Source organism: Streptomyces daliensis (genome assembly GCF_054782395.1).
Genome location: NZ_BAAGSO010000005.1, coordinates 102428 through 129304 on the forward strand (window position 1 = coordinate 102428; position 26877 = coordinate 129304).

At 71.6% G+C, this 26877-nt stretch carries 29 protein-coding genes and 1 pseudogene; 17 read left to right on the plus strand and 13 right to left on the minus strand.

Annotated elements, in window-relative coordinates; genetic code table 11:
• Positions 1-31: 31 nt before the first annotated feature.
• Complete coding sequence (locus ACYVOO_RS01205) at positions 32-547, minus strand: DUF2000 domain-containing protein (RefSeq protein ID WP_461013796.1); 516 nt, start codon at positions 545-547, stop codon at positions 32-34.
• Between the two features lie 110 nt (positions 548-657).
• On the opposite strand from ACYVOO_RS01205, the gene ACYVOO_RS01210 reads away from it, so the two are divergent.
• Positions 658-1176: an Lrp/AsnC family transcriptional regulator gene (locus ACYVOO_RS01210; protein WP_461013797.1), complete on the plus strand. Its 519-nt coding sequence runs from the start codon at positions 658-660 to the stop codon at positions 1174-1176.
• A 95-nt stretch (positions 1177-1271) separates the two neighbouring features.
• Positions 1272-2021 (plus strand): dienelactone hydrolase family protein, encoded by a 750-nt coding sequence (locus tag ACYVOO_RS01215; protein WP_461013798.1) that lies wholly within the window; start codon positions 1272-1274, stop codon positions 2019-2021.
• A 45-nt stretch (positions 2022-2066) separates the two neighbouring features.
• Here the strand turns inward: ACYVOO_RS01215 and ACYVOO_RS01220 are convergent.
• Positions 2067-2875, minus strand: a pseudogene (locus tag ACYVOO_RS01220) (SDR family NAD(P)-dependent oxidoreductase).
• Positions 2872-3189 (minus strand): hypothetical protein, encoded by a 318-nt coding sequence (locus tag ACYVOO_RS01225; RefSeq protein WP_461013799.1) that lies wholly within the window; start codon positions 3187-3189, stop codon positions 2872-2874. Before ACYVOO_RS01225 ends, ACYVOO_RS01220 begins: the two are co-directional and overlap by 4 nt.
• 70 nt (positions 3190-3259) lie before the next feature.
• Between ACYVOO_RS01225 and ACYVOO_RS01230 the strand changes: the two genes are divergently transcribed.
• Positions 3260-4132: a LysR family transcriptional regulator gene (locus ACYVOO_RS01230; RefSeq protein WP_461013800.1), complete on the plus strand. Its 873-nt coding sequence runs from the start codon at positions 3260-3262 to the stop codon at positions 4130-4132.
• A gap of 67 nt (positions 4133-4199) precedes the next feature.
• Here the strand turns inward: ACYVOO_RS01230 and ACYVOO_RS01235 are convergent, their stop codons facing one another.
• The gene (locus tag ACYVOO_RS01235; RefSeq protein WP_461013801.1) at positions 4200-4994 is read right to left on the minus strand and encodes a helix-turn-helix domain-containing protein; all 795 of its coding nucleotides are present in this window, start codon (positions 4992-4994) and stop codon (positions 4200-4202) included.
• A 174-nt stretch (positions 4995-5168) separates the two neighbouring features.
• Between ACYVOO_RS01235 and ACYVOO_RS01240 the strand changes: the two genes are divergently transcribed.
• The 5 genes from ACYVOO_RS01240 (at position 5169) to ACYVOO_RS01260 (ending at position 9141) form a co-directional block, all read left to right on the plus strand.
• On the plus strand, positions 5169-6032 hold the full coding sequence (locus ACYVOO_RS01240) for an alpha/beta fold hydrolase (protein WP_461013802.1): 864 nt from the start codon (positions 5169-5171) through the stop codon (positions 6030-6032).
• Between the two features lie 164 nt (positions 6033-6196).
• Positions 6197-6949, plus strand: coding sequence for an SDR family NAD(P)-dependent oxidoreductase (locus ACYVOO_RS01245; RefSeq protein ID WP_461013803.1), 753 nt, complete (start codon positions 6197-6199; stop codon positions 6947-6949).
• A 76-nt stretch (positions 6950-7025) separates the two neighbouring features.
• Positions 7026-7787, plus strand: coding sequence for an SDR family NAD(P)-dependent oxidoreductase (locus ACYVOO_RS01250; protein ID WP_461013804.1), 762 nt, complete (start codon positions 7026-7028; stop codon positions 7785-7787).
• Between the two features lie 101 nt (positions 7788-7888).
• Positions 7889-8623, plus strand: a complete 735-nt coding sequence (locus tag ACYVOO_RS01255; RefSeq protein WP_461013805.1) for a dienelactone hydrolase family protein — start codon at positions 7889-7891, stop codon at positions 8621-8623.
• Positions 8596-9141, plus strand: a complete 546-nt coding sequence (locus ACYVOO_RS01260; protein ID WP_461013806.1) for a GNAT family N-acetyltransferase — start codon at positions 8596-8598, stop codon at positions 9139-9141. Before ACYVOO_RS01255 ends, ACYVOO_RS01260 begins: the two co-directional genes overlap by 28 nt.
• Before the next feature lie 69 nt (positions 9142-9210).
• On the opposite strand, the gene ACYVOO_RS01265 is transcribed toward ACYVOO_RS01260, so the two are convergent.
• A complete protein-coding gene (locus ACYVOO_RS01265) occupies positions 9211-9927 on the minus strand; it encodes a haloacid dehalogenase type II (RefSeq protein ID WP_461013807.1) in 717 nt (238 codons plus the stop codon).
• A gap of 82 nt (positions 9928-10009) precedes the next feature.
• On the opposite strand from ACYVOO_RS01265, the gene ACYVOO_RS01270 reads away from it, so the two are divergent.
• Entirely contained in the window at positions 10010-10582 is a 573-nt protein-coding gene (locus ACYVOO_RS01270; RefSeq protein ID WP_461013808.1) for a CGNR zinc finger domain-containing protein, read from the plus strand.
• On the opposite strand, the gene ACYVOO_RS01275 is transcribed toward ACYVOO_RS01270, so the two are convergent.
• The gene (locus ACYVOO_RS01275; protein ID WP_461013809.1) at positions 10541-10981 is read right to left on the minus strand and encodes a LysR substrate-binding domain-containing protein; all 441 of its coding nucleotides are present in this window, start codon (positions 10979-10981) and stop codon (positions 10541-10543) included. The two genes, ACYVOO_RS01270 and ACYVOO_RS01275, sit on opposite strands and share 42 nt — an antisense overlap.
• Between ACYVOO_RS01275 and ACYVOO_RS01280 the strand changes: the two genes are divergently transcribed.
• Positions 10955-11950, plus strand: a complete 996-nt coding sequence (locus ACYVOO_RS01280) for an MDR family NADP-dependent oxidoreductase (protein WP_461013810.1) — start codon at positions 10955-10957, stop codon at positions 11948-11950. The two genes, ACYVOO_RS01275 and ACYVOO_RS01280, sit on opposite strands and share 27 nt — an antisense overlap.
• Positions 11951-12022: 72 nt before the next feature.
• Here the strand turns inward: ACYVOO_RS01280 and ACYVOO_RS01285 are convergent, their stop codons facing one another.
• Positions 12023-12562, minus strand: coding sequence for a hypothetical protein (locus tag ACYVOO_RS01285; protein WP_461013811.1), 540 nt, complete (start codon positions 12560-12562; stop codon positions 12023-12025).
• Positions 12563-12682: 120 nt separating this feature from the next.
• On the opposite strand from ACYVOO_RS01285, the gene ACYVOO_RS01290 reads away from it, so the two are divergent.
• Both ACYVOO_RS01290 and ACYVOO_RS01295 read left to right on the plus strand, forming a co-directional pair.
• Positions 12683-13138 carry a MarR family winged helix-turn-helix transcriptional regulator gene (locus ACYVOO_RS01290; protein WP_461013812.1) on the plus strand — a complete coding sequence of 152 codons (456 nt, stop codon included), beginning with the start codon at positions 12683-12685 and terminating at the stop codon, positions 13136-13138.
• A 115-nt stretch (positions 13139-13253) separates the two neighbouring features.
• Positions 13254-13817, plus strand: coding sequence for a dihydrofolate reductase family protein (locus ACYVOO_RS01295; RefSeq protein WP_461013813.1), 564 nt, complete (start codon positions 13254-13256; stop codon positions 13815-13817).
• A 60-nt stretch (positions 13818-13877) separates the two neighbouring features.
• Here the strand turns inward: ACYVOO_RS01295 and ACYVOO_RS01300 are convergent, their stop codons facing one another.
• Complete coding sequence (locus tag ACYVOO_RS01300) at positions 13878-14462, minus strand: CGNR zinc finger domain-containing protein (protein ID WP_461013814.1); 585 nt, start codon at positions 14460-14462, stop codon at positions 13878-13880.
• Positions 14463-14513: 51 nt separating this feature from the next.
• Here ACYVOO_RS01300 and ACYVOO_RS01305 point away from each other — a divergent pair, with 51 nt between their 5' ends.
• Complete coding sequence (locus ACYVOO_RS01305; protein WP_461013815.1) at positions 14514-15983, plus strand: MFS transporter; 1470 nt, start codon at positions 14514-14516, stop codon at positions 15981-15983.
• 52 nt (positions 15984-16035) lie between these two features.
• A complete protein-coding gene (locus tag ACYVOO_RS01310; protein ID WP_461013816.1) occupies positions 16036-17157 on the plus strand; it encodes an epoxide hydrolase family protein in 1122 nt (373 codons plus the stop codon).
• Between the two features lie 93 nt (positions 17158-17250).
• On the opposite strand, the gene ACYVOO_RS01315 is transcribed toward ACYVOO_RS01310, so the two are convergent.
• A complete protein-coding gene (locus ACYVOO_RS01315; protein WP_461013858.1) occupies positions 17251-21150 on the minus strand; it encodes a replicative DNA helicase in 3900 nt (1299 codons plus the stop codon).
• Between the two features lie 517 nt (positions 21151-21667).
• On the opposite strand from ACYVOO_RS01315, the gene ACYVOO_RS01320 reads away from it, so the two are divergent.
• Positions 21668-23053, plus strand: coding sequence for an MATE family efflux transporter (locus ACYVOO_RS01320; protein WP_461013817.1), 1386 nt, complete (start codon positions 21668-21670; stop codon positions 23051-23053).
• 192 nt (positions 23054-23245) lie between these two features.
• On the opposite strand, the gene rplI is transcribed toward ACYVOO_RS01320, so the two are convergent.
• The 4 genes from rplI to rpsF all read right to left on the minus strand — a co-directional run bounded on the left by rplI (position 23246) and on the right by rpsF (position 24976).
• Positions 23246-23692 (minus strand): 50S ribosomal protein L9, encoded by a 447-nt coding sequence (gene rplI, locus ACYVOO_RS01325; RefSeq protein WP_453344283.1) that lies wholly within the window; start codon positions 23690-23692, stop codon positions 23246-23248.
• Between the two features lie 19 nt (positions 23693-23711).
• Positions 23712-23948: a 30S ribosomal protein S18 gene (rpsR, locus tag ACYVOO_RS01330; protein ID WP_003978893.1), complete on the minus strand. Its 237-nt coding sequence runs from the start codon at positions 23946-23948 to the stop codon at positions 23712-23714.
• 67 nt (positions 23949-24015) lie between these two features.
• The gene (locus ACYVOO_RS01335; RefSeq protein WP_453344282.1) at positions 24016-24591 is read right to left on the minus strand and encodes a single-stranded DNA-binding protein; all 576 of its coding nucleotides are present in this window, start codon (positions 24589-24591) and stop codon (positions 24016-24018) included.
• A gap of 94 nt (positions 24592-24685) precedes the next feature.
• Positions 24686-24976, minus strand: coding sequence for a 30S ribosomal protein S6 (rpsF, locus tag ACYVOO_RS01340; RefSeq protein WP_453344281.1), 291 nt, complete (start codon positions 24974-24976; stop codon positions 24686-24688).
• A gap of 259 nt (positions 24977-25235) precedes the next feature.
• Between rpsF and ACYVOO_RS01345 the strand changes: the two genes are divergently transcribed.
• The gene (locus ACYVOO_RS01345; protein ID WP_453344280.1) at positions 25236-25538 is read left to right on the plus strand and encodes a hypothetical protein; all 303 of its coding nucleotides are present in this window, start codon (positions 25236-25238) and stop codon (positions 25536-25538) included.
• A 199-nt stretch (positions 25539-25737) separates the two neighbouring features.
• Positions 25738-26859 carry a lipid II:glycine glycyltransferase FemX gene (locus ACYVOO_RS01350; RefSeq protein WP_453344279.1) on the plus strand — a complete coding sequence of 374 codons (1122 nt, stop codon included), beginning with the start codon at positions 25738-25740 and terminating at the stop codon, positions 26857-26859.
• Positions 26860-26877 lie beyond the last annotated feature (18 nt).

The window sequence follows — 26877 nt, forward strand, 5'->3', positions numbered from 1 at the left end:
TCAGGGGCGCCCTTGAGTCAGGGGCGCCGGATCACGGCATGAGGGGGAGCTTTCCGACGATCTTGTCGACGCGGTTACGGGGGCCGACGATGCTGATCGCGCAGTAGTCCAGGTCCTCCGTCCGGCTCTTGCCCACCTCGTCGGCGAAGTCGTTGTAGACGCGGGTGCTCTGGGCCGCGACGGGCACGTCGGCGACGAAGGTGTCGGCGCGGGAGGCCGCCTTGGCGCGGAGGGTACGCAGGGTGGCGGCGTCGGCGGTGAGCACCGAGCAGCCCGTCCAGGGCAGCCCCGGGTGCACGGCCCCCTCCGCGTCGGCCACCCCGTGGCCCAGCAGCCCCGAGACCGCGGCGACCGTGGGCGCCGCGGCGCAGACGGCGGCGTTGGCCGCGCGCCCGGACGGCAGCGCGGCGTCGACGACCACGACCCACTTCAGCCGCATCTGCCGGGTGGAGAGGCCGAAGTCCATCTCCTCGGGCGCGAAGCCCACCGACGTCACGCCGGACGCGCCGGACGCGCTCTCCACGGACTCCACCGACTCGACAGACATGCGCTCGCTCCCACTGGTCATTCTTTCGTGCGTTCCTGGCCGCCGAGGCTAGGCAGGAGTCCGGCCCCGCGCACCAGCGACCGCACATCATTCGGCGTACAGTGGGTTCCGTGGAACTTGATGCGCTGGACCTGGCCCTGCTGCGGGAGCTTCAGAACGATGCACGGCAGACCAACCGCGACCTCGCCGCCAAGACCGGGGTCTCGCCCTCCACCTCGCTGGAGCGGGTGCGGCTGCTCCGCGAGCGCGGCGTGATCACCGGCTACCACGCGGCCCTGGACCTCGACGCGGCGGGCCGCCCCCTCCAGGCCCTCATCTCGGTGCGCATCCGGCCCCCGGCCCGCGCCGTCATCGAGGGCTTCCGGGAGTGGGCCGCGCGGCTGCCCGAGGTGATCGGCCTGTTCGTCACCTCGGGCAGCCACGACTTCCTCCTCCACATCGCCGTACCGGACGTGGACGGCGTGTACGCCTTCGTCATCGACCGGCTCACCGAACGCCGCGAAGTCGCCGACGTACAGACCACGATGGTCTACGAGCACGTCCAGTCCCGCCGCATCGAGCCGACGGGCCCCGCACGCGCCCGCACCCACACCCGCTCACGCGCCGGGAACACCTCGGAAGCCGGATGAGTTGCGAGCCAGTGCGCTGAGCCATGGAGACCAGCCCAGAATCAGCCCAGAATCAGCCCAGGAACAGCCCAGGAACAGCCCAGGAAAGGAAGAACGTGCCCACCACGTCACTGCGGATTCCCACCCCGGACGGCCAGGCCGACGCCTTCGCCGCCTACCCCGAAGGGGGCGAGCGGCACCCGGGCGTGCTGCTGTACCCGGACGCCTTCGGCGTGCGGCCCGTGCTGGAGAGGATGGCCGGTGAGCTGGCCGGGCACGGGTACTACGTGCTCGTGCCCAACCTCTACTACCGGCACGGCCCGGCACCGGTGATCGAACTTCCCGAGCACATCGGTGAAGAGGCGCGGCCCGAGGTCTTCGCCCGGCTGATGCCCCTGATCGAGGCGCACACCGCCGAGCGCGTTCTGCGCGACGCCGACGCCTACCTCGACTTCCTCACCGCCAGGGCCGAGGTCTCGGACGGGCCCGTAGGCGTGACGGGCTACTGCCTGGGCGCGGCGCTGGCGCTGCGCACCGCCACGGCCCACCCCGGCAAGGTGGCCGCCGTCGCCGGATTCCACCCCGGCCTCCTGGTCACCGACGCGCCCGACAGCCCGCACCGCGCCGCCCACCGGCTCACCGCCGAGGTCCACCTCGGCCTCGCCGAGGGCGATCTGACGCCCGAGGCCCTCGCGGAGCTGCGCAAGGAACTGGACGCCGCGGGCGTCGGCTACACGACGGAGGTCTACCCCGGCACCGTCCACGGCTTCACCATGTCGGACACCGACGCCTTCGACGCCTCCGGACTCCAGCACCACTGGGACCGCCTGCTCCCCCTCCTCGCCCGCACCCTGGGCAACGGCTGAGGGCGGCCGGGCCCGCCCGCCCTCACGCCGCTCTCACGCCCGCCCTCACGCCCGCCGTCCGCCGTCGACGGACATCGCGATCCCGGTGACGTAGGAGGCGCGTCCGAGCAGAGCCAGACCGCCGCTGCCGCGGCCTCGTCCGGCGTGGCCATCCGGCCGAGCGGAGTGCTCGCCTCCTGCGCCGCGATCATGTCGGTACCGGCCGCGACCCGCTCGAAGCCGGGTGTGCGGGTCGGGCCCGGGCAGACGGCGTTGACGCGGATGCCCCGCGGCGCGTAGTCCACGGCGGCCGTCTTGGTGAGGCCGACGATGCCGTGCTTGGCGGCGACGTAGGCGGGCGCTGTCGGGATCGCGTACAGGCCGCCGTTGGACGCGATGTTGACGATCGCGCCGCCGTCCTTGAGCAGGGGAAGCTCGTACTTCATGCACAGGAAGGTCCCGGCCAGGTTGACGTGGACCACGCGCGCGAACTCGTCCAGGGGCATCTGGTCGAGCCGCCGGTTGTGCGAGGCCAGACCGGCGCTGTTGACGGCGAAGTCGAGTCCGCCGTACGCCGTGCTGGTGCGCTCGACGGCCGCCCGCACGGAGTCCTCGTCGGCGATGTCGGCGGTGAGGGCCAGCGCTTCCCCGCCGTACGCGCTGATCAGCTCGACGGTCTCGGCAGCGGTGCCGCCGTCGATGTCGAGCACGGCGACGGCGGCGCCGCCGCGGGCGAGCCCCAGCGCCGCCGCGCGGCCGATCCCGCTGCCGCCACCGGTGACCAGCCCCGCCTTCCGGGAGACGTCACTCGTGTCCGGGGAAACGCCGCCCGCGTTCGGGGAAACGCCGTCCGCGTTCCGGGGGACGCCGCTCATGCCAGCGGTTCGTGGTTGGCCCAGGCGACCTTGTACGGGTGCCGCGACTGCCAGCGCTCGATGACCTCGTGCAGCCCTGGCGCGGCGAACGCCTTCGTCAGCGCGTCGGTGTCGGCCACGTCGACCCGCACGATCGCGGTCGCTATCAGCGCCGGAACGGCCTCCTCGCCGGGGACGGGAAGGTGGCGCCGGGCCTCGAAGGACCGGACGAGGCCGGTGTCGAGCATGGTCTGTTCGATGTCCGCGAGGTATTGGCCGAGCGTGGCGTCCGGCAGCGGCTGGTCAAAGGAAACGATCATTGTGTGCTGGATCATGTGGCAATTCTTGAGCGCGCACCCCGTCGGCGTCCAAGACCCGTTCGTTCTCCGGCGATAACCTACAGGCATGGCCGAACTGGAGACCCGCGAGCTGGAATACTTCCTCGGCGTCGCCGAAGAACTGCACTTCGGCCGGGCGGCGGCCCGGCTCTCGATCGCCCAGCCCGCGCTGTCGAAGGCGATCCGGCGGATCGAGACCCGGCTCGGCGTGCCCCTGTTCATCCGCTCCAGCAGACACGTCGAACTGACCCCGGCGGGGGAGGCGTTGCGGGAACACGGGCGGCACGCGCTCAACGCGGTCGGCGCCGCCGTCCAGAGCGCCCGTCGCGCCGCTGACCCCCGGGGCCATCTGCGGCTCGTCCTCAAGCCCGGCGGCGACGCGGGCCTGCTGTCCCCGATCCTGGCCGAGTACGCGCACGAGCCCGAAGCGCGCCGGGTGGACATCCTCTTCAGCGGCCCCGCCGACCGCACGGACTTCCTGCTCGGCGGCCGGGCCGACGTCGGCCTGCTCTACGTGCCGTTCGACGCCCTCGAAGGGCTGGCCCACGAGACGCTGCACGCCGAGGACCGCGTGGTCATCGTCCCGTCCGGGCACCGGCTGGCCGGGCGCGCTTCGGTGCGCCAGGCAGACCTGGAGGGCGAGACGCTGCCGCGCTGGAAGGGGGTGCCCGGGGTCCCCGGGGACCCCGGGGGCGACGGCGACGGGCCCGAGGTCGCCGACGTCGTCCAGCTCCTCCACATGATCAGGGTGAGCCGGATGGTCGGGGTGCTCCCGCGTTCGCTGGTCGAGCCGGTCCCGCCGGGGCTGGTCCGCGTCCCGGTGGCCGACGCGCAGCGCAGCCGCCTCGTGCTGGCCTGGAACGAGCAGGACCGTCGCCCGATGGTCGCGTCCTTCGTGGCCGCCGCGCTCAGGTCACGGGCGACGGCCCGGAACGACTGAGGCGCGCGCGGTCAGCGGCCGGCGTCCAACAGCCGGTTGTGAGCCGTGGGTTGTGAGTGGGCGGCCGTCAACCCGTCGGCCACGCGCGGTCGTCGACGGTAAGAAACGGCTCGCCGACCACGGCCGTCGGCGTCGCGCCGGTGAACTCCACGACGTCCCTGTGCAGATGGGACTGGTCGCAGTAGCCGCCGTCCGCCGCGACGCGGGCCGCGCCGTCGCCCGCGAGCATGCGGTGCACCGCGCGGTCGAAGCGGACCAGCCTCGCGGCACGCTTGGGCGGCATGCCGATGTGGGAGTGGAACCGGGACCACAGGCGCTTGCGGCTCCAGCCGAGTTCGGCCGCCAGCCGCTCGACCCGTACGAGGCCGCCGCTGGCGACGATCCGGCGCCAGGCCCAGGCCACCTCCGGGTCCACCTGCGACCGCGCCTCGCCTCGGCGCGCGAGCAGCGCGAGGGCGAACGCGAAGCGGTCCTCCCACGACGGCAGCTCGCTCAGCCGCTCGCGGATCCTCGACGCCTCCCGGCCCCACAGGTCGTCCAGGGACACCATGCCTCCGGAACCGGAACCGGAACGGGAGCCAGAACCGGAACCGGCCAGCTCGGCCGGAGGGACGCCCAGAACCGCGCCTGCGAGCACGGGTGACAGCCGCACCTGCACGCACTCGATGTCCGCGCCCCACGCCCGCACCCCGCCTCCGGAACCGCATCCGGGCGCGGCGACGAGGCTTCCCCTGTGACTCCGCCCGGCGCCGTCGTCGACGGTGTACGCGCCGGCGCCGAATTCCAGAATCAGCATCACGGCCGGATGCGGAACCACCCGCAGGCCGCCGACCATTGTCCCCGGGACCCGGAACCCCGCCATGTCCAAGCCGGTTCCCCGGCCGAGCCCTCGCGGACGAGCGACGTCCCACCCGGCGGACCCGGCGATATCGGTACGTTCACGCGTAGTGACCCCCATCGTCGAATGCTACGCGGGCGCCCGTCGAGGGAACATTCGTCCAAGCGTCAGGCGCGCGGCGGACGCGACAGTGAGCCCATGACCACACGCGGCACGACCCCGCAGACAAGCCCCGACTCCACCGAGGTGTCGACGCTCCGTCTGGAGAACGGCGACCTCCACGTCCGCCAGGACGGCCCCCGCGACGCCCCCGCGCTCCTGCTCCTCCACGGCTCCGCCACCTCAAGCCGCTCCTGGGACGCGCTGGTCCCGCTGCTGACGACGGCCCATCGCGTCATCCGCTTCGACCTGCCGGGGCACGGCCGCTCGCCCGAACCCGCCGACGGCGACTACGCGACCCCCACCCTGGCACGCACCCTCGCCGCGGCGCTGGACCGGCTCCGCGTCCCGCACGTGACCGCCGTCGGGCACTCCAGCGGCGGCTACGCCGCCACCGCCCTCGCCGAGCGACGCCCCGGCCTGGTGACGGCGCTCGGGCTCATCAACACCGGGCCACGCTTGGACGCCTTCATCGCACCGGAATCCCTCGCGCTCGACCCCGAGCGGTGGCCGCCGTCCGACGAGCAGATCCGCCGCTTCGCGGGCCCCGCGTTCCGTGAGGGTTACCGCGTGCCGCAGGAACTCGTCGACGAGCTGCGCGGCATGTCCTACCGCGCGATCGGCGCGGCGATGCAGGCGTACACCGCGTATCTGGAACAGCGGGCGCTCCCGAGCCGGCTGACGGACCTCGGCAAGCCGCTGCATGTGATCTTCGGCGACCAGGACCGCAGATGGCGGCCCTCGTCGGCGGCCGACTACCGCGTCGTCCCGGGCGCGACGGTCGAGTGGCTGCCCGGTGCGGGGCACACGCCCATCCTGGAGGAGCCGCAGCGGACCGCCGCACTCCTGCTGGCCTTCACCGGGGGCCGCCCCGGCCCGGCGCCCACGTCCGGGACCACCTGACGCTCGCCCGCGCGCCCGCCTGCCCGTGCCCGTCTGCCTGGGTGTGCCGCACCCAGGCAGTACGCGTCCTGGTTGCGGGGCCCTGACCTGCGCAGACTCGAAGCGCAAGGCATCGCATCGAGCCCGCGAGGACACGGGCGGAGACAGGGACAGGGAACAGAACCATGAGTCAGCAAGATGGCGTGCGCGGCGCGACGGCCCTCGTCACCGGCGCCGCACGCGGCGTCGGCCGGGCGACCGTCGCGTGGCTGCACGAGCACGGGGCCCGAGTGGTGGCCGAGGACATCAGGGCCGAGGTGGAGCGGCTGGCAGCCGAGTTCCCCGGAGTGGCCACCGTGACCGGGGACGTCGCACGCGAGGAGACCGCCGTACGCGCGGTCGGAACGGCACTGGAGCGCTTCGGCAGGCTCGACATCCTCGTCAACAACGCGGGCCGGACGCTGAACAAGCCGCTCACCGAGACCACAGCGGAGGACTGGGACGACGTCCTGGCCGTCAACGCCCGGGGCCCGTTTCTGCACGCCCGCGAGGCGTTCCGCGCCATGCGCGAGCAGGGCGGCGGCGGCACGATCGTCAACGTCGGCTCCTACACGTGCACGGTCGCGCTGCCCGAAGGGTCGGCCTACACCGCCTCGAAGGGCGCCCTGGCCCAGCTCACGAAGGTCATCGCCCTCGAAGGCGGGCCCCACGGCATCCGGGCCAACACCGTGGCACCCGGCGTGATCGAGACGGACCTGCTCGACAACATCCGCGAGGACAGCCGCGCCTACCTGCGCTCCTTCGGCGACGCACACCCCCTGGGGCGGGTGGCCCAGCCCGAGGAGATCGCCGAGGTCATCGGCTTCCTCGCCTCCGCCCGCTCCAGCTTCATGACGGGCGCCGTCGTCGCGGCGGACGGCGGCTTCACCGCCGCCTGAGCCACCACGCACCACACACCAAGCACCAAGCACCAAGCACCAAGCACCAAGCACGACTGAACGAAATGGACCCCTCATGAGCAGCCGTCTGCACAACAAGGTCGCACTGATCACCGGAGCGACCGGCGGCATCGGATCGGCGACCGCCGAACTCTTCGCGCGCGAAGGCGCGCACCTCGTCGTCACCGACACGGCCCCGCAGCCGCTCGCGGAACTGGAGACCCGCATCGGGCGCGGGCGGCACGGCGGCGAGGTGGTCACCGCCGTGCACGACGTGGCGTCGGCCCAGGCGTGGGACGACGTGCTCACGACCGTGCGCGAGCGCTTCGGCCGCCTCGACGTCCTCGTCAACGTCGCGGGCGTCGTGGACTGGAGCGGCGTCGAGGCCACCGACGAGCTGACCTGGAACCGCGTCATCGACGTGAACCAGAAGGGCACCTGGCTCGGCATGAGGGCGGCCATGCCGCTGCTGCGCGCGAGCGGCCGCGGATCGGTGATCAACACATCCTCGGTCATGGGGCTCATCGGCGGCGGAGGCGCCGCCGCGTACACGGCGTCCAAGGGCGCGGTGCGTCTCCTGTCGAAGACCGCGGCGGTCGAGTACGCGCGCGACAACGTGCGGGTCAACTCCGTACACCCCGGAGTGATCGCCACACCGATGATCCAGGACATCCTCGACGAGGAAGGCGACCAGCAGCCGGACATCGTGCGCACCCCCATGGCCCGCGCGGGCCGGGCCGACGAGATCGCACCGGCGATGCTCTTCCTCGCGAGCGACGAGTCCTCCTTCGTCACCGGCTCCGAAATCGTCGTCGACGGCGGCCTCACCGCGCACTGACACACCGGTACGCCCGCGCCCAGCCGGCGCCCGCCGACGAGCTGTTCCGCCGACGGTGAAGTCCGGCCCGCGCAGGCCCGTCGCTCACTACTGTCCAGCTCATGACGACGACGGTCACCACACGCACGGTCGCATACCCGGCCGACGACCTCACGATGACCGGCCACCTCGCGCTCCCGGCCGGTGCCGGGCGACGGCCCGCGGTCCTGATCGGACCCGAGGGGGTGGGGCTCAGCGATGTCGAGCGACGCCGGGCCGAGGCGCTGGCCGAACTGGGCTACGTGGCGCTGGCCTTCGACCTCCACGGCGGGCGCTGTCTGGAAGACCCGGAGGAAATGCTGGCCCGTTGCATGCCGCTGCTCGGCGACCCCGGCCGGATGCGGGACATCGGCCACGCGGCGCTCGACGTACTGCGCGCCGAACCCCGCACCGACCCCGACCGGATCGCCGCCATCGGCTACGGCACCGGGGGCGCGGTCGCGCTGGAACTCGGGCGCGCCGGCGTCGGTCTGCGCGCGATCGCCACCGTCAACGGGCTGATCACGGGCCGACCGGGCGAGGCGGCACACATCCGCTGCCCGGTATGGGCCGGAGTCGGCTCGGAGGACCCGATCATGCCGCCCGCGCAACGGGACGCGTTCACCGCCGAGATGCAGGCCGCGGGCGTCGACTGGCGCCTCGTCGTCTACGGCGGAGCGCTGCACGCCTTCCACCACCCGACGGTCGGCCACACGGTGCGTCCCGGCGTCGGCTACCACCCACGGCACGCGCGGCGGGCCTGGCACGACATCGTCGACCTGCTCGCCGAGTGCCTGTGCCCGCCCGCGACGGAGTGAGCGGGCGCGACGGACTCGCGCGCACGGTGCGCCTGCGGGTTCTCACGGCCGAGGCCGACGCCGACGACTGGCCGTTGTGGCGGGACGTTCGTCTCGCCGCGCTGGCCGAGGCTCCGCTCTCCTTCAAGTCCCGGATCGAGGACTGGCACCGGGGTGGGGAGGAGCGGTGGCGTGCGCGTCTGGCCATGGCCGGGGCCCACAACATCGTCGCGCTGCTGCGCGGGCAGGCCGTGGGAATGGCCAGCGGGCTTCCCGTGGACGGCGACACCGGCGAGCTGAGATCCGTCTGGGTCAGCCCCGAGGCCAGGGGCCGGGGCGTCGGAGACCTCCTGGTCGCGGGGGTCGAGGCGTGGGCCCGGTCTTCGGGCGCCACCACGTTGAGACTGGCGGTGCTGCCGGGCAACGAGCCCGCGATGACGCTGTACCGACGCCACGGTTTCGGCTTCTCCCCCGAACTCGGGGACCTCTTGTCCGACGACGGGGCCAGGGAACGGGTGATGGTGAAGACCCTCCGCTGACCGTCGGGACGGTGCGCGCCCCGCCGGTGCGTCCGACGGGGTGCGGGCCGCGGGTTGTGCCACGGGTTCTCACAGCAGCGCTGTGACGAGTTCGTCCAAGCCGCTGGCCCGCAGGTCGAAGTCGTCGGAGCTCGTCGGCGGATCTCCGCCCGGCCGTCGGACGTAGGCGGTCCGCATGCCCTCGGCCTGAGCCGCGCGGAGGTCCCAGGCGTGCGCGGCCACCATGAGCACGCGTTCCGGGGGACATCCGGCTGTCTCGACAGCGAACCGGTAGACGGCCGGATCCGGCTTGTAGGCCAGGACGGTCTCGGCGGACAGGGCCTGGTGCCAGCGCAGCCCTGCATGTGCGCTGAGCCGCAGCAGCGCAGTACGGCCGGCGTTGGACAGCCCGAGCACGGGGAACCGCCGCGCGAGCCGTTCGAGTCCGGCGACGGAGTCGTTCCAGGGCGACAGCCGCTGGCCTGCCGTGGCCAGCCGGGCGACGATCGCGGAGTCGGCGACTCCGGCGTGGTCGGCCACCAGCCGGGCGGCTTCTCCATCGAGGATCTCGGTGCCGGCGTACGGGCGGTGGCCGCGTCCGATGCGCCGCTGCTCCAGTTCGACATGCCGCTGCCACAAGGCGAGCAGCCCGTCGGCAGAGGCATAGCCGGACGTGTCGTCGGACGCGGGCACCGCCTCGCGAATCGCCGCTCGGAGCCCGCCGGGCTCGTCGACCAGTGTGCCGAGGACGTCGAAGACGACGACGTCGATGTCCATGTCCGTGCCGATGCCGCGGATCTCGGCCATGCGTGCTCCCGCCCATCCATCCGTCACCATCTTGACCGGTGACGACCTTGTCATCGGCCTCGTCACCGGTCAAGATGGTGACGTGGATTTCGCGTTCGTGAGCGGCAACCCGGCCCTCGACCTGGCAGGCACCGTGGGGTCCCGTCGGCACGAGCCCCTGGACCTCCTGGCCTCGCCCGCGGACCTGGAGCGGTGGATCGCCGCGTGTGACGAGCTTCCCGACGGTGTCACCGCCGATTCCACGGGATTCGCGTCCGCGCTGTCACTGCGCGAAGCGATCTACCAACTCGCCCTCGACCGCGTCCTCGGCCGCCCCTTCGAACCGGCCGGCCTCAAGACCGTCAACGACATGGCGGCCGGACCGGTGCCCACGATCAGGCTCAGCGACGCGGGACTGCACATGTCGGGAGACCTCCACGCGGCACTCTCCCAAGCGGCCAGAAGCGGCATCACCGTGCTCGCCGATCCCCACGCCTGCCTCAAGGAGTGCGGCCGCCCCGGCTGTACCCGCATCTACCTCGACCGCTCACGCGGCACCCGGCGCACCTGGTGCGGAATGGACGAGTGCGGCAACCGCGTCAAGGCCGCGGCGTATCGCGCCCGCAGACGAGCCTCAGCCACTCCCGAGGGACGCGGACCCACGAGAACCGCCTGACACCACCTCAAGGCGCGCCCGCAGATGCTGGTCCACCAAGCGCTCGAAGGCGCGGGCCGCCGCGCTCAAGGTGCGGTTGCCCGGCGTGGCCAGGGAGATCGGCCAGTCGAGGTCCGCACCGGTGACGGGCAGCGCGACGAGGCCGTCGTCGGACCCGGTACTGCCCCGGGGCAGCAGGGCGATGCCCAGGCCGTGGCGGACGAAGTCGGCGCCGGTCCCGATGGCGGTGATCTCGATGGCGACATGGCGTGGCAGCCCGGCCGCGGCGAACGCGCGATCCGTCACCGCGCGGTTGCCGTAGCCGGAGGGGAAGTCGACGAACGCCTCACCGGCCAGCTCCCCGAGCGCCACCCGGCTCTGGGCCGCGAGCCGATGCCCCGCGGGAACGACGAGGTCCAACGGCGCCCCGGCCAGCTCCTCGTACGCACCCTGGTGATGAGCGTGGCCGCCGTGATGCGCACGCTCATGGACGGGACGACCGGCGTGCCGATGCGCCCCTTCGCACCGGGGGAGCCGCTGTACGGTCCCGCGATCGGCGAGGTCGTGTCCGCTCCCGGCACCGGTTTCGCCCCCGGCGACCTCGTACAACACGACCTGGGCTGGCGGGAGTCCGCCCTGCTGGACGCCTCCGCCGCACAGCGCCTCGACCCCGGTCTGCTGCCCGAGCCGGGCGCCTACCTCTCCCAGGGCCCCACGGCCTGGGCGGGCGTCACCCGCGGAGTCGGGGTACGCCCGGGGGACACGGTCTTCGTCAGCGGCGCCGCGGGCGGCGTGGGGTCCCTCGCCGGGCAGGCCGCCCGGCTCCGCGGGGCCCGGCGGGTCATCGGCAGCACCGGCTCGCAGCGCAAGGCGGACATCCTGCGCGAGGAACTCGGCTACGACGCCGTCGTCCTCCGCGGCGCGGGACCTGTAGAGGAGCAGTTGCGCGCCGCGGCTCCGGAGGGCATCGACGCGGTGATCGACAACGTCGGCGGAGAGCAGCTCCAGGCGTCCATCGCCGTCGCCAACCGGGGCGCCCGCATCGCCCTCGTCGGGGCGCTGGGCGCCCAGCTCGCCGACTCGGGCTCCGGTTCCGGCTCGGGCCCAGGCGCCGGTTCCGGCTCAGGCTCCGGTTCCGGTTCCGGCTTCCCGGCGACGGCCATCGACACCTTCGCCCTGCTGACCAGGGGCATCACCGTGCGCGGCACCGTCCTCCACGCGGACCACCTCGAACTGGTCCCCGAGTGGTACCGCCAGTTCGGCGCCGGGCTGCGCGCCGGCACGCTGACGTTCCCGCACTCCAGGCTGCACGGCCTCGACAACGCCCCCAGGGCCCTGCGCGAACTGGTCGGAGGCGACCACGTGGGAGCGGTCCTGGTGGAGCTGTGAGGTCCCGCTCCCCGGAAGGTCCAGGTCCCGGCACAGGCGCAGGCGCAGAGGTACAGGCGCGGGCGCAGGCGCTCAGCGGGCGAAGTGGCGAGCGATGCGCAGCGAGCCGAAGTCGACGGTGGCACCCGCGAGCCGGGCACGGACGAGTACGCCGCCGGTCCGGACGGCGATCATGGCCAGGACCATGAGGACGAAGGCGGTGCCGTAGGTGGCGGCCGGAACCTGGTGCTGGACCGAGAACGTCGCGAGGGCGTGGGTGAACCAGTGGGTGGAGCCGTAGGCGAAGCCCAGGCGCAGGGCCATCGCGGCCGTCCACAGTGCGGCGTAGGGCCAGCCCGCGACGGTGACCAGGCGGGAGTCGGCCGGGTCGCGGCGGACCTGGATCAGGGCGATCGAGGCCAGTCCGAACAGCACCCCGACCGCGAGCCCGGCCGCCTCGATCAAGTGGGCCGTGCTCCCGGACGGAATCTCCTTGAGGTACTTGAATCCGACGCCGGCGACGATCCCCACGGGCAGCAGCAACCGCCTGGCGTCCGGACGCCGCGTGCCGAGCTGGGTGGCGAGTATCGCGATGAACAGGCCGGTGTAGAGCAGGTAGTCGCTGAGGCTCACGGTGTCTCTCCAGTGGGGGGTTCGGGCTCGCCGCTTACATCTCTGAGGATGTATCTCTAGAGATTGATCTGTCAAGATGCATATATTGGAGATGCATCAGCAGAGATGTAGCTTGGGGGGATGGAGATGAGCGACCTGTATCAGCTCGGCCGACGCCTGGCCGAGATCGCCCTCGACGACATGGGCGCCGACGCACCCGAACTCGCCCCCGGCGAATTCCTGGTCCTCCAGGACCTCTTCCTGAACGGCCGCAGCGCCGTGGGCGACATCGCCAAGCGCTCCGGCCTGGCCCAAAGCCGCGTCTCCACCAGCGTGCGGGCCCTGGTAGGACGCGGCTGGGCCACCACCGCGGCCGACCCCTCCGACGGACGCAAAACACTGGTCGACGTCACCGAGACCATCCGTGCCGCCGGCCAGCAGCGCCGGGCCGGACGCGCCGACAAGGCCCTGACCAACGCCCTGGCCGGGGCGGACGACAAGGAGCGGGCCGATCTCGTCGCCGCGCTCGAACGCCTCCACCAACTCCTCGTCGCCGGCCGCACACAGCGCCGGTTCCCGGACACGGTCACCCCCTGAACCGCCCGGTATCCCTTGAGGACCGCATGCGAGCACAGATCACGCACCGACGAGTTTCCCGCGCCGCGCCGGTCCGTACGCGTAAGACCGACCCGACTCACGGAAGGCTGACGCCATGCGGAAACTGATCTACGGCATGAACGTGTCCCTGGACGGATACATCGCCGCGCCCGGCGACGACATCGGCTGGAGCGTGCCGAGCGACGAGCTGTTCCAGTTCTGGTCCGACCAGTTGCAGGCGACCGATCTGTCGCTGTACGGGAGCAAGCTGTGGCGGACGATGAGCTCCTACTGGCCGACCGGCGACCAGCAGCCCGACGCCACCCAGGCCGAGACCGAGTTCGCGCGCCGCTGGCGGAACATGTCGAAGGTGGTGTTCTCCTCGACGGTCGACAAGGTCGACTGGAACACCCGCCTGGTCACCGGCGACGCGGTCACCGAGATCACCCGGCTCAAGGCCGAGGACGGCGGCCCGATGGACATCGCCGGCGCGACGCTCGCCGGGGCGGCCATGCGCGCCGGGCTGATCGACGAGTACGTACTGGCCACCGCACCGGTCCTGGTGGGCGGCGGCACCCCGTTCTTCACCGCACTGGACAACTGGGTGAACCTGAACCTGGTGGAGACCCGGACGCTTCCCTGCGGCGTGATCCTGACCAGGTACGAGACGAGCCGCTGAGCACCCGCCACACGTGCTCCACACGCGTAGGTCCTCAGCTCCGCTGTCAGGTGCCGGCGCTCAGCGCGGGCTGCGACGGCTCCGGTAGGCCACGACGCTGGCCCGGTGTGCGCAGGTCCGGGTGCAGTACTGCTTCGAGCCGTTGCGCGAGAGGTCCACAAAAGTGGCCCGGCAGGTCGGCCCGGCGCATACGCCGAGACGAGCGGGACCGAGCGTGGCGATCACGGAGGCCAGTGCGCTGAGCGTGGTCGCGGCAAGGCGCGCCGAGCAGCGGTCGGTGCCGGAGGTCACCTCGGTCCACCAGCGGTCGTTCTCGTGGCGCAGTACCGGGGTGGCGCGACTGCGACGCAGACCGTCGTTGATCAGAGCCGCAGCTTCGACCGCGTCCGCGTTCGCCCGTTCGAGCACCTCGCGCACCGTCTCGCGCAGCGCGCGGACTTCCGCCAGGTCGGCGCGGGTGAGATGCCGCGGACCGGTCCCTCGGCTCGCGGCCGAACTCGGAGGCTCAGCCGCGGGATGGTCGTCAAGGAAGTCCCGGAGCTGCTCGACGGTCTCGAGCGCGTCCTCTCCCTTGATCGGCCTCAAGGTGTTGGCCAGGTCGACGGCCATCTGGATCACCAATGGGCTGTGATACGCATCCCGCATTTGACGTGTCTCCTCACTGCTCCATAATGTGACACTCAAAGGAGCTTTAGCGTGTCACACGATACCCGGCAGGGAACGACGCCGCAGACGATCCCGTCTGGAGGGGCCCCGGCACCGGAGCGAACCGGCGCCCCCGACGGGCGTCGGCTGGGGCTGACCTTGGGGATGCTGGTGCTGCCGATGTACGTGGCGCTGGGCGCGCCGTCGGTGGCCCTGCCGGCCATCACCCGCGCACTCGCGGTGCCGTTCGGGGCCACCGCATGGATTCTCGCCGCGTGGTCGCTGACCTCCGCACTCGCGATGCCCGTCGCGGGTCGGCTGCTGGTCCGCTGGAGCCCCTTCCAGGTCCTCGTCGCCGGGGTCGTGACGCTCGCCGCGGGCTCCGCGCTCGCCGGAGCCGGGCCGACGCTGTCCGTCGTGATCGTCGGCCGACTGATCGGCGGCGCCGGGGCTGGCGCGACCGTGATCGCCGTCTTTGCCGCGGCCACCGCCCTTCCCGGGCGGCAACGGATCCGCGCCCTGGGAATCATCGCGGCCGCCAGCGCGACGGCGTCGGGGTGCGGGACGCTGTTGGGCGGCGCTGTGACCGCATGGCTCGGGTGGCGTGCGGTGCTCGCGATCCCGGTCCTCGCGCTGCCCCTCCTGCTGGCCGCATTGCCGAGCAGGCGCGCGCTGACGCGGAGCGGTAGCGGTAGCGGTAGCGGTAGCGGTAGCGGCGAGCGGAACGGCTCGGCCGGGCGACTCGATATCGTCGGCGCGGCCGTGCTGTCGGTACTCGCCGGCTCCTTGATCACATTGCTACAGGCACACTCGGTCGGCCTGCCCGCTCCGGTCACGCTCGTCGTGGCTGCCGCCGGGGCGCTCGCCGCCGTGGGACTGTGGTGGCGCCTGCGAAGCACGCCCGACGGGTTCGTGCCTCGGCGGGTGATCGCATCCCGCGGCTTCCTGGCGGCCGGGCTCATCGGCGGGACCGTCTTCGCCGGCTACTACGGGGTGCTGTTCCGCGCCCCGTCCCTGATCGAGCAGGCCACGGGCGGTGGCCCCCTGGAAGCCGGCGTGCTCCTGGTCCCGGCCGCCGCCTGCTCGGTGCTGGCCGGGCGGCTGGTCGGCACCTTGACCCACCGGTTCACCGGCTGGCAGGTGTCGGCCGGGCTTGCGGCACTCACCGTCGTCGGCGTGCTCGTGGTCGCGGTCTTCAATGGGCCGGTCCCCGTCGTCGTCGGCACGGCATCGACCGTGTGCGGGTTCGCCGGCGCCCAAGCCGTACTGGTGAGCCTCGCGCCGAACCTGGTCGCCGCGGACGACCGCGACACCGCAGTGGGCCTGCTCAACTTCATGAACGCCCTGGGTGGCGGGATCGGTCCGGCCGCTGTCGCGGGCCTGTCCGGCATCGTGCCGGCGCCGGTGGCCCTCGCCGTGCTCGCGGCACTCCCCCTGGCCGGACTCGTCCTCAGCCTGACCCGGCGCCCTGCCGCCGGCCGCAGTGCCCAACCCGACGCCACGCGTGGGAGCCCGCGATGACGGTCCGCCCGCATCCGATCCGATAACGCCCTGACCAGTAAGGAGCCTTGCCATGTCCGCCGAGCCGTTCGAGGTCAGCATCACCGAAGCCGAGATCGCGGACCTGCGTGAACGATTGCGACGGACACGGTGGCCCGAGCGCGAGCCTGTGGACGACTGGTCACAGGGTCTGCCGCTGGCGTATGCGCGGGAGCTGTGCCGCAGCTGGGCCGAGGACTACGACTTCGGGTTCGCCGAGCGGCTGAACGCGTTCCCGCAGTACCGCGACACGATCGACGGGCTGGGCATCCACTTCCTGCACGTCCGCTCGCCGGAGCCGGACGCGTTCCCGCTCGTGCTCACGCACGGGTGGCCGGGTTCGGTGCTCGAGTTCCTGGAGGTCCTCGGCCCGCTCACCGACCCGCGCGCGCACGGCGGTGACCCGGCCGACGCGTTCCACGTGGTCGCGCCGTCGTTGCCCGGGTACGGCTGGAGCGACAAGCCGTCGACGACCGGATGGGGCATCACTCTCACCGCGCGCGCCTGGGACACGTTGATGGTCTCGCTGGGTTACGAACGGTACGGCGCGCAGGGCGGTGACTGGGGTTCGGCGGTGTCCGCGGCGCTGGGCGAGGTGGCACCCGAGCGGGTCGCCGGCGTGCACCTGAACCTGGGATCCGTGGCGGCGGGCACGTTCGACGACCCGACGCCCGCTGAGCTGGCGAATCTCGAGGCCGAGAAGGAGATGCGGCGCACCGGCCGGGGGTACTCGGCGATCCAGGCGACCCGGCCGCAGACGCTCGGCTACGGCCTCACCGACTCCCCGGCGGGGCAGGCCGCCTGGATCGCCGAGAAGTTCTGGGCGTGGACGGACAACGACGGCCATCCCGAGGACGCGTTGTCGCGGCAGACGATCCTCGACGAGATCTCGGTCTATTGGTTCACCGCGTCGGCCACGTCGTCGGCGCGCCTGTACTGGGAGAGCTTCGCCAACTTCCGGGACAAGGTGACCGCGCCGTCCGGGCTGTCGGTCTACCCGCGCGACATCACCCGCCCGTCGAGGCGGGAGGCCGAGCTGCGGTTCACCGACCTGCGCTGGTTCGAGGAGCTGCCGCATGGTGGCCACTTCGCCGCGCTGGAGCAGCCGGAGTCGCTGGTCAAGCAGGTGCGCGGGTTCTTCCGCCTGTTCCGCTGACTGTCCGTGCCCCCCCCCCTGGGTTACCGGCACATCACGTGGTGGGGCGGTGCAACGGTCCGACACGAAACCTGAGAACCTACAGCGGCCCCGTCACGTCTGGGCCATGTCCACAAAGCGGGAGTAGTGGCCCTGGAAGGCGACCGTGATCGTGGCCGTCGGGCCGTTGCGGTGCTTGGCCACGATCAGGTCCGCCTCGCCCGCACGGGGCGACTCCTTCTCGTACGCGTCCTCACGGTGCAGCAGGATCACCATGTCGGCGTCCTGCTCGATGGAATTGTGGATGTGGATGCCGTTCGCGACGAAGTTGTGCGTGCCGAGGACGGTCGCGTCGTAGACCTCCTGCTCGCCCAGGCTCTCGATGGCGACGACCTTGTCCCAGTAGACGTCGCTCGTCGCCAGAAGCTCCAGCTCCTGGTTCTCCAGAAGTTCCGCGACCCGGCCGAGACGGCCCCGGCTCGGTGACCCCTTGTAGAGAGCCGCACCGCAGTACCGCGTACCGAGACCGGCCTGGAAAGCCCGTGTGGTCACCGGCTTCTCGCGCATCAGCTCCCGCACCGCGCCCCACACGTCCTTCGGCACCGTGTCGACGTTGGTGTTCGCCACCACGTCGCGCAGCCGCTCCTCGGCGGCGATCACATGCCGGGCGCGATCGCCGTGCACCCCGACCTCGGACAGGAAGCGCCGCTGGTCCTCCACGCCGGACACGTCCACCGTCCACTGGGGCCTGCCCGCCGTGTTGCCCACGCGCCGGACGCGGGCCCGGATGTCCACCCGCAGCATCAACTGCTGGAGATCCCGGGCGAGCCGCTCACTCGTCGTCGCGTAATACACCCGCACCGCACCGGACTTGGCAACGGTCACCGAGCCGTCCGTCGCCCACAAGTGCCGCAGGAACAGCCGTACCTGATCGTCGGGCAGGCCCTGCACCCGCTCCGGCAGGAACTTCTCGTGCGCGCGCTTCCCGTACAGCCCCATGCCGTCCAGCCATTCCGCGACGGGATTCCGGCGGCCGTGGGTGAGGTGATGAGGCGCGGGCAGACAGACGTGCCACCACGTCTCCTGCTGGCTCCGCCTCGGCGTGATACCGAAGTGGGCCGCGGCCTCCTCCACCGCGCGAAGATTGGCCTCGTCGTTGCTGGTGTAGCGCACAGGCTGACGCGGGGCCACACAGCCGTCGCCCAGCATGTGCGCCAGCATGACGACTTCCGCTTCCGGGAGGCGCACGGTCTCGGTGGGAGCATCCGTACGGCGCGGCACCGCGACCCGCGAGCCTTCGGCCAGCTCCCCCAACGGGGTCCAGCCGTCATACGTCAGGAACGGGTGATTGGCCGTCGCCTCGATTTCCCGGCCCGAGGCCAACCGCAGCCGGAAGACCTCCTTCCGACCGCTGGGAAAGACGTGTGTCATGGTCCTTTTGACCATCCGGAGCCGCTCGTCCAGGGACCAGACCGGGATATCGCGCTCGCCGCTCTCCAGCAGCTCACCCATCGTCACCTCGGCACCGGTGTCCGCGCGCAGGACACGCGTACCCGCCGTGACACAACCCGATTCACGCAGGTCGGAGACCATCGGCTTCTTGTCGGTGCGCTGCTCGGGCCCACGGTTGAGCTGTGAGAGCGCGATCACCGGAACCTCCAGCTCCTTCGCGAGCAGCTTGAGGTTACGGGACATCTCCGAGACCTCCTGCTGACGGCTCTCGGGGCGCCGGGAGCCGCCCGTCTGCATGAGCTGGAGATAGTCGATGACGATGAGCTGGAGATCGTTGCGCTGCTTCAGACGGCGGCACTTGGCGCGGATCTCCATCATCGACAGGTTCGGCGAGTCGTCGATGTAGAGCGGCGAGTCCGTGACCCCGGGCATCTGCCGCGCCAGCCGCGTCCAGTCCTCGTCCGTCATCGACCCGGACCGCATGTGGTGCAGCGCCACCCGCGCCTCCGCCGAGAGCAGCCGCATGGCGATCTCGTTGCGGCCCATCTCCAGGGAGAAGATGACGCTGGGCATGTTGTGCTTGATGGAGCAGGCACGGGCAAAATCCAGGGCAAGCGTGCTGTTGTGGGTCGGGATCATCGACCGCGTGGCCAGGTACAGGTGGCCCGGGTTGTCGACCTGGACACAGCGGACGGGCACGCTCGGCAGTGGCCGCACGTCCGTGATGAAGCGGGAGCCGGTGCGCGGGTGGTTGTCCCGGCCGTGCTCCTTGTGAGCGAGGCGCTTGCGCTCCAGGTGGAAGACCTCGTCGGACGTGGTGAAGGTGACCGCGTACAGCGCGGAGGTCTCCTCTGACCTCCCCTTCACCTGCCGCGTGGACCAGCCGCAGCGGTAGCCGAGGCTGACGAGAAGTTCCCGGAAGTCCTCGGCCAGCCGTCGGCTGGTCACGGCGAAGCTGACGTACCCCGACCGGTCGGCGGTACCGTCCGTGTCCATCAGCCCGGCGAGCAGGGCGCGGCGCTGGGCGAGGGAGCCGCGCAGATACTCCTGCGGGATGTGCTTGTCCCCCAGCACGCCCATGGTGCGAAGGGTCGCCTGGAGGCTTCCATTCCGCCGCAGGCACGCCTGGCAGCGCGGCGGGGAGACCGTGACCCAGCACTTCTCTCCGCAGTCGGCGCAGGGCCGCTCGGCAGGCTTCGTGGGCCGTTCCGCGAAGCGGATGCCGTAGCTCGCCGACGTGCCCACCTGGCGTGTGGTGAAGCCGTCCGCCTCGATCCGCATGAGGATCTCGGGGTCGACGGTGGTGATGCGAGCGGCGTCGCTGTGGCCGTCCCCGAGCCATGCGCCGAGCGTGTACGGCGGTACGGGAAGCTCCCGCTCCGGAAGTTCCAGGGGGGCCGCGTTGTGCACCGAGTGGTTCAGCCGACGGTCCGCCGTGGCGCAGCGCAGAGTCTCGGCGATCTCCCGCGTGGTCTTCACCGAGGGGAAGGCGGTCTGCCCCCGGCGCCGCCCGCTGGCGGCCTCCTGGGCCGAGCGGCGCGAGGCACGCGTGTCCGTGAGCCACTGGTGCTCCGCGTCGGCGATGACGGTCGTGCCGTCATCGAACGTCACCTCGTAGCAGGGGCGGTCTCGCAGCACGTCCGTGGCCGCGGTGATCCGGGTCGGCTTTCCGTCGGCGTCGAGCAGCAGATCGCCGACCCGCACCTCGCCCATGGTGGTCCACCCGGTGGGGGTGGGCAGCGGAGTGTCCAGGGCGAGGGCCTTCCCCATGGCGGGTCGGGCCGCGATGACGATCATCTGGCCCGGGTGGAGGCCGTTCGTGAGGGAGTCCAGGTCCGTGAAGCCCGTCGGGACGCCCGTCATCTGGCCGCTGCGCGAGCCGATCGCCTCGATCTCGTCGAGCGCGCCCTCCATGATGTCGCCCAGCGGAAGATAGTCCTCCGAGGTGCGCTGCTCGGTGACGGCGTAGATCTCGGCCTGGGCGGAGTTGACGATGTCGTCGACGTCGCCGTCGGCCGCGTACCCCATCTGTGTGATCCGCGTGCCCGCCTCGACCAGGCGGCGCAGGACGGCGCGCTCGTGGACGATCTCGGCGTAGTACTCCGCGTTGGCCGCCGTGGGGACCGTCTGGACGAGGGAGTGGACGTATCCGGGGCCGCCGACGCGGCCGATCTCGCCGCGCTTGGTCAGCTCGGCCGTGACCGTGATCGGGTCGGCGGGCTCGCCCTTGGCGTAGAGGTCGAGGATCGCCTGGTAGACGGTCTCGTGCGCGGGGCGGTAGAAGTCGTGGCCCTTGAGGACCTCGACGACGTCGGCGATGGCGTCCTTGGACAGCAGCATGCCGCCGAGCACGGACTGCTCGGCCTCCAGGTCCTGCGGGGGCACGCGTTCGAAGCCGCTGGGGCCGCCGGGGCCGTCCATGCCGCGGTCGTGGCGGTCGGACTGGCCGCCGCCGCGCCGCTGCCGGGCCGACGGGAAACGCTCGCCGGGCCCCTGGCCTCCGCCACCGCCGCCCGGTCCTGGTCCCGGCCCCGGAGCGAGGTCGGCGTCGAGATCGGCCATCCAGGGGTCCTCGACGTGTTCGGGCTGCTGAGTCACCCGGCCACCTCCTCCTGTCCGGCGATCGCGCACGCCCGGACCTCGCCGCAGTGCCCCTCTTTCTTACGGCACGCCTCTGACAATGGAGCGCCCGACTCCGCTTACGGCGCGTCGAGTCCGCGGTGAAGAAGAGGGGAACGTGGGGTGGGCGCTGCACTACGGTAGGGCCGTGGCTGACGTCAGCCAATCTGGTTATCCACAGGGTGGTGTGGACGAGTGACCTCTTCCTGTGGAGAAGCTGGCCAAAGCTGTGCATGAGGCGGGGGACAGCGCTGTGGAGAAGTCTGCGCCCCCTCCGAAAAGCCGTCTCTGACCTGCGAAGACGGCATCCACCCCCTGTGCGGGAAAAAAACTTCGCGACTCGGGCCGAACTCTTCCCCCGATCACCGCGCACGGCCTCCGGCGACCCTTCATGCCCACATCACCGTAATAGACAGTGATGCCTTGCGACTATTACCTGTGGATGCTTGGATCGGAACCCATGAACGACCACTCCGTGACCCGGCGCGCCCGACGCGCGCACCGCGACCGGCCGCCCCGCGCCGGGCGCCCGTCGGCCCGGCGCCACGACCGCGAGATCATCGCGCTCGCCCTCCCCGCCTTCGGCGCGCTCGTCGCGGAGCCGCTCTTCCTCATGGCCGACAGCGCGATCGTCGGCCACCTCGGCACCCCCCAGCTGGCCGGGCTCGGCGTCGCGGCGGCGCTGCTCCAGACCGGCGTCAACATCTTCGTCTTCCTCGCCTACGCCACGACGGCCGCCGTCGCCCGCCGCGTCGGCGCCGACGACCTGCCCGCCGCCATCCGCCAGGGCATGGACGGCATCTGGCTCGCGCTGCTGCTCGGCGCCGCCGTCATCGCCGTCGTGCTGCCCACGGCACCCGCGCTCATCGGCCTCTTCGGCGCCTCGGACACCGCAACCCCGTACGCCGTCACCTATCTGCGGATCAGCTCCCTCGGCATCCCGGCCATGCTCGTCGTGCTCGCCGCGACGGGCGTGCTGCGCGGGCTCCAGGACACCAGGACCCCGCTGTACGTGGCCATCGGCGGCTTCGCGGCGAACGGCGTCCTCAACGTCGCCCTCGTCTACGGCCTGGGCCTGGGCATCGCCGGTTCCGCCTGGGGGACGGTCATCGCGCAGTGCGCCATGGCCGCCGTCTACCTCGTCGTGGTCGTGCGCGGCGCCCGCAGGCACGGCGCCTCGCTGCGCCCCGACGCCGCCGGAATCCGCGCCTGCGCCCAGGCGGGCGCGCCGCTGCTGATCCGTACGCTCTCGCTGCGCGCCGTCCTCATGATCGCCACGGCGGTCGCGGCCAGGCTCGGCGACGCCTCGATCGCCGCGCACCAGGTCACGCTCACGTTGTGGTCGCTGCTGGCCTTCGCGCTGGACGCCATCGCCATCGCGGGCCAGGCCATCATCGGACGCTACCTCGGCGCCGGGGACGCGGAGGGCGCGCGGGCCGCCTGCCGCCGCATGGTCGAGTGGGGGATCGCCTCGGGCGTGGTGCTGGGCGCGCTGGTGGCGCTGGCACGGCCGCTGTTCATGCCCCTGTTCACCTCGGACGACGCCGTGATCGCGCAGCTCACGACGGTGCTGCTGGTGGTCGCGGTGACCCAGCCCGTCGCGGGGGTCGTCTTCGTCCTGGACGGGGTGCTGATGGGCGCGGGTGACGGCCCCTATCTCGCCTGGGCGATGCTGGCGACGCTGGCCGTCTTCGCACCGGTCGCGCTGCTGGTCCCGGCGTTGGGCGGGGGCCTGACGGCGCTGTGGTGGACGGTGGCCGGGCTGATGATGACGGTGCGCATGATCACCCTGTGGCTGCGGGCGCGCTCGGGGCGCTGGGTGGTCACGGGAGCGGTGCGGGCCTGACGGGACCGACGGGGCTGACGGGGCTCACAGGGCGGACGGGGCACGGGCCCACGTCGCGTACGCGCCAGCGCCGCACCACCGTCGTACCGCCCCCGCACACGCCAAGGGCCGCACCCTTCGAAAAGGGTGCGGCCCTCACGTGCGTACCGTCGGCCGGGGCCGTCGGTGCCGGTCGGCGTGCGTCGGGGCTGGTCAGCCCGCGACGACCTCGACGTCCAGCTTCGCGGCCACGTCGGCGTGCAGCCGGACCGAGACCTGGTGCGCGCCCAGGGTCTTGATCGGGGTGCCCACCTCGATGCGGCGCTTGTCGACCTCGGGGCCGCCCGCTTCCTTGATCGCCGAAGCGACGTCGGCGGGGGTGACCGAGCCGAACAGGCGGCCCTGGTCGCCGGCGCGGACCTTCAGGCGCACGTTGACGCCCTCCAGCCGGCCCTTGACCTCGTTGGCCTGCTCGATCGTCGCGATCTCGCGGATCTTGCGAGCGCGGCGGATCTGCTCGACGTCCTTCTCGCCACCCTTGGTCCAGCGGATGGCGACGCCACGCGGGATCAGGTAGTTGCGAGCGTAGCCGTCACGGACCTCGACGACGTCGCCCGCGGCACCGAGGCCGGAGACCTCGTGGGTAAGGATGATCTTCATTGGTCAGTCACCCTTCCCTTTATCGGGCGGTCGAGGTGTAGGGCAGCAGCGCCATCTCACGGCTGTTCTTCACGGCCGTGGCGACGTCACGCTGGTGCTGGGTGCAGTTGCCGGTGACCCGGCGGGCACGGATCTTGCCGCGGTCGGAAATGAACTTCCGCAGCAGGTTCGTGTCCTTGTAGTCGACGTAGGAGATCTTCTCCTTGCAGAACACGCAAACCTTCTTCTTAGGCTTGCGAGCAGGCGGCTTCGCCATGTCTCTCTCCAGTGAGTTTCAAGAAGTGTGTAGCTGTCGAGCGCTGCCCCGAAGCCCGTGGAACGGACTAGAAGGGCGGCTCGTCCGAGTAGCCGCCGCCGGAGCCGCCGCCCCAGCCGCCACCGCCGCCACCCTGGTTGCCGCCGGCCGGGGCGCCCGTGGCCCACGGGTCACCCGCGGGAGCGCCGCCGCCCTGCTGGCCGCCGCCGGGGCCCCCGCCCCAGCCGCCGCCACCCTGGCCGCCACCGCCGCCGAAGCCGCCGCCCTGACCGCCCCGGCCGCTGGTCTTGGTGACCTTGGCCGTGGCGTTGCGGAGGCTGGCGCCGACCTCGTCGACGTCCAGCTCGTAGACCGTGCGCTTGATGCCCTCACGGTCCTCGTACGACCGCTGCTTGAGGCGGCCCTGCACGAGGACGCGCGTCCCCTTGGTGAGGGACTCGGCGACGTTCTCCGCCGCCTGCCGCCAGACCGAGCAGGTCAGGAACAGGCTCTCGCCGTCCTTCCACTCGTTGGTCTGCCGGTCGAAGGTGCGCGGAGTGGACGCGACACGGAACTTCGCGACCGCCGCACCGGAGGGGGTGAAGCGCAGCTCGGGGTCGTCGACCAGATTGCCGACGACCGTGATGACGGTCTCGCCTGCCATGGGGAACCTCTCGGCGGGGTGCTGCTGGCTGCTAGTGGCTTCTGTGGCTTGCTGCTACTCGGTCCCTGGTACCGCTGAGCTGCGAAAAGCCTGCTCAGTGGGTGGAGGGACGGAGGACCTTGGTCCGCAGAACCGACTCGTTCAGGTTCATCTGGCGGTCGAGCTCCTTGACGACCTCAGGCGCGGCCTGGAGGTCGATGACCGAGTAGATGCCCTCGGGCTTCTTCTTGATCTCGTACGAGAGCCGACGACGGCCCCAGGTGTCGACCTTCTCGACCTTGCCTTCGCCCTCACGGACGACGGAAAGGAAGTTCTCGATCAGCGGGGAGACTGCGCGCTCCTCGAGATCGGGGTCGAGGATCACCATCACCTCGTAGTGACGCATGTGGAACCCACCTCCTCTGGACTCAGCGGCCACGGTCGTTCCGTGGCAGGAGGGTCGTGATGCGTACCGCACCGCGCGGACGTCCCGGGGGGACACGGCAGTGCAGACCGACCAGAGTACCCGGCCCCCGGCTTCCGGTTGAAATCCTGGTCCGAGTAGGCGCAATCTGGACTTCTCGGGTGTGACCGGGGTTACTCTTCGCCCCGTCCGCTCCGGGGGCCCCGGGGGCCCGCCCCGGGAGCGACCGCTGGAGGTCCGCATGGCGCAGGCAGTACGGCGTAACCCTCTCTCCGCTCTCCTCAACTCCGACGGCAAGGCCCACCCGGTCGAGAACACCTTCGCCGCCGCGACGCTCGTGCTGGGCCTGGTGGCCTTCGTCACGGCGATGTGGCACGGGCTGAACGTGATCAGCGCGTGGACGGGGCTGGCCGGGATCATCACCGGCGCTTGGGGCCAGTTCATCTCGGCGACGACTTCGGAGCGCTTCGTGCTGATCATCGGGCTCGGCGCCGCCGCGGTGGGTTTCTATCTCGGCATGGCGCACGGCGGGCTCTTCGGCTGAGGCGCCGGAGCGGGGCCCACGGGCCGGGCTGACGCCGGGCCGACGCCTGGGCGACGGGCCGGGCTCAGCGGCGCGCGGTCCGGGCCGTGTGCGTGCGGCCCGAACGGGACGGTGTGGGGCACAGTAGGCTTCCCGGCGAGCCTCCCCCAGAGCTTCGGCTGGGGGTGCCCGACACAGTACGCCGGAGGAGCGTCCCGCAATGAGCCTGACCCTGAGGACCATCAGCCGTGAACAGCATCTGGCGTACATCCAGAGCCTGCCGTCGGCCAGCCACTGTCAGGTGCCCGCATGGGCGGATGTGAAGAGCGAATGGCGCTCGGAGAACCTGGGCTGGTTCGACGACAGAACGGGTGAGCTGGTCGGCGCCGGACTCGTGCTGTACCGCCAGTTGCCCAAGGTCAAGCGCTATCTGGCGTACCTCCCGGAGGGGCCGGTCATCAACTGGTTCTCGCCGAACCTGGAGGAGTGGCTGAAGCCGATGCTGGCGCATCTGAAGCACCAGGGCGCCTTCTCGGTGAAGATGGGCCCGCCCGTGGTGATCCGGCGCTGGGACGCCGCCGCGATCAAGAAGGGCATCCAGGACCCCGAGGTCACGCGGCTGCGGGACGTCGAGGCGACGCACATCGAGCCCCGCGCCTTCGAGGTGTCGGACAAGCTGCGCCGCATGGGCTGGCAGCAGGGCGAGGACGGCGGCGCGGGCTTCGGCGACGTGCAGCCGCGCTACGTCTTCCAGGTCCCGCTGGAGAACCGCTCGCTGGACGAGGTCCACAAGGGCTTCAACCAGCTGTGGCGCCGCAACATCAAGAAGGCCGACAAGGCGGGCGTGCGGGTCGTGCAGGGCGGGCTCGACGATCTGGACGACTGGCAGCGGCTGTACGAGATCACCGCCGAGCGCGACAAGTTCCGGCCGCGTCCGAAGGCGTACTTCGAGCGCATGTGGAAGGTCCTCAACTCCGAGGACCCGAACCGGATGCGGCTGTACTTCGCCGAGCACGAGGGCGAGCGGATCGCGGCGGCCACGATGCTGATCGTGGGCGGTCACGTCTGGTACTCCTACGGTGCCTCCGCGAACCACAAGCGCGAGGTGCGTCCGTCGAACGCGATGCAGTGGCGCATGCTCCAGGACGCCTACGCGCTGGGCGCGAGCGTCTACGACCTGCGCGGCATCAGCGACTCGCTGGACGAGACCGACCATCTCTTCGGCCTGATCCAGTTCAAGGTCGGGACCGGCGGGCAGGCGGCCGAGTACCTCGGTGAGTGGGACTTCCCCCTGAACAAGCTGCTGCACAAGGCGCTCGACATCTACATGTCGCGGCGCTGAGGCCCGGCCTCCGCGCCG

Excerpts from the sequence above, each read along its gene's own strand:
- ACYVOO_RS01205 (WP_461013796.1), bottom strand. The coding sequence starts at position 547 with ATGTCTGTCGAGTCGGTGGAGTCCGTGGAGAGCGCGTCCGGCGCGTCC.
- ACYVOO_RS01225 (WP_461013799.1), bottom strand. The coding sequence starts at position 3,189 with ATGATCCAGCACACAATGATCGTTTCCTTTGACCAGCCGCTGCCGGAC.
- ACYVOO_RS01230 (WP_461013800.1), top strand. The coding sequence starts at position 3,260 with ATGGCCGAACTGGAGACCCGCGAGCTGGAATACTTCCTCGGCGTCGCC.
- ACYVOO_RS01235 (WP_461013801.1), bottom strand. The coding sequence starts at position 4,994 with ATGGCGGGGTTCCGGGTCCCGGGGACAATGGTCGGCGGCCTGCGGGTG.
- ACYVOO_RS01240 (WP_461013802.1), top strand. The coding sequence starts at position 5,169 with ATGACCACACGCGGCACGACCCCGCAGACAAGCCCCGACTCCACCGAG.
- ACYVOO_RS01245 (WP_461013803.1), top strand. The coding sequence starts at position 6,197 with ATGAGTCAGCAAGATGGCGTGCGCGGCGCGACGGCCCTCGTCACCGGC.
- ACYVOO_RS01250 (WP_461013804.1), top strand. The coding sequence starts at position 7,026 with ATGAGCAGCCGTCTGCACAACAAGGTCGCACTGATCACCGGAGCGACC.
- ACYVOO_RS01255 (WP_461013805.1), top strand. The coding sequence starts at position 7,889 with ATGACGACGACGGTCACCACACGCACGGTCGCATACCCGGCCGACGAC.
- ACYVOO_RS01265 (WP_461013807.1), bottom strand. The coding sequence starts at position 9,927 with ATGGCCGAGATCCGCGGCATCGGCACGGACATGGACATCGACGTCGTC.
- ACYVOO_RS01280 (WP_461013810.1), top strand. The coding sequence starts at position 10,955 with ATGCCCCGCGGGAACGACGAGGTCCAACGGCGCCCCGGCCAGCTCCTC.
- ACYVOO_RS01290 (WP_461013812.1), top strand. The coding sequence starts at position 12,683 with ATGGAGATGAGCGACCTGTATCAGCTCGGCCGACGCCTGGCCGAGATC.
- ACYVOO_RS01295 (WP_461013813.1), top strand. The coding sequence starts at position 13,254 with ATGCGGAAACTGATCTACGGCATGAACGTGTCCCTGGACGGATACATC.
- ACYVOO_RS01300 (WP_461013814.1), bottom strand. The coding sequence starts at position 14,462 with ATGCGGGATGCGTATCACAGCCCATTGGTGATCCAGATGGCCGTCGAC.
- ACYVOO_RS01310 (WP_461013816.1), top strand. The coding sequence starts at position 16,036 with ATGTCCGCCGAGCCGTTCGAGGTCAGCATCACCGAAGCCGAGATCGCG.
- ACYVOO_RS01315 (WP_461013858.1), bottom strand. The coding sequence starts at position 21,150 with ATGGCCGATCTCGACGCCGACCTCGCTCCGGGGCCGGGACCAGGACCG.
- ACYVOO_RS01320 (WP_461013817.1), top strand. The coding sequence starts at position 21,668 with ATGAACGACCACTCCGTGACCCGGCGCGCCCGACGCGCGCACCGCGAC.
- rplI (WP_453344283.1), bottom strand. The coding sequence starts at position 23,692 with ATGAAGATCATCCTTACCCACGAGGTCTCCGGCCTCGGTGCCGCGGGC.
- rpsR (WP_003978893.1), bottom strand. The coding sequence starts at position 23,948 with ATGGCGAAGCCGCCTGCTCGCAAGCCTAAGAAGAAGGTTTGCGTGTTC.
- ACYVOO_RS01335 (WP_453344282.1), bottom strand. The coding sequence starts at position 24,591 with ATGGCAGGCGAGACCGTCATCACGGTCGTCGGCAATCTGGTCGACGAC.
- rpsF (WP_453344281.1), bottom strand. The coding sequence starts at position 24,976 with ATGCGTCACTACGAGGTGATGGTGATCCTCGACCCCGATCTCGAGGAG.
- ACYVOO_RS01345 (WP_453344280.1), top strand. The coding sequence starts at position 25,236 with ATGGCGCAGGCAGTACGGCGTAACCCTCTCTCCGCTCTCCTCAACTCC.
- ACYVOO_RS01350 (WP_453344279.1), top strand. The coding sequence starts at position 25,738 with ATGAGCCTGACCCTGAGGACCATCAGCCGTGAACAGCATCTGGCGTAC.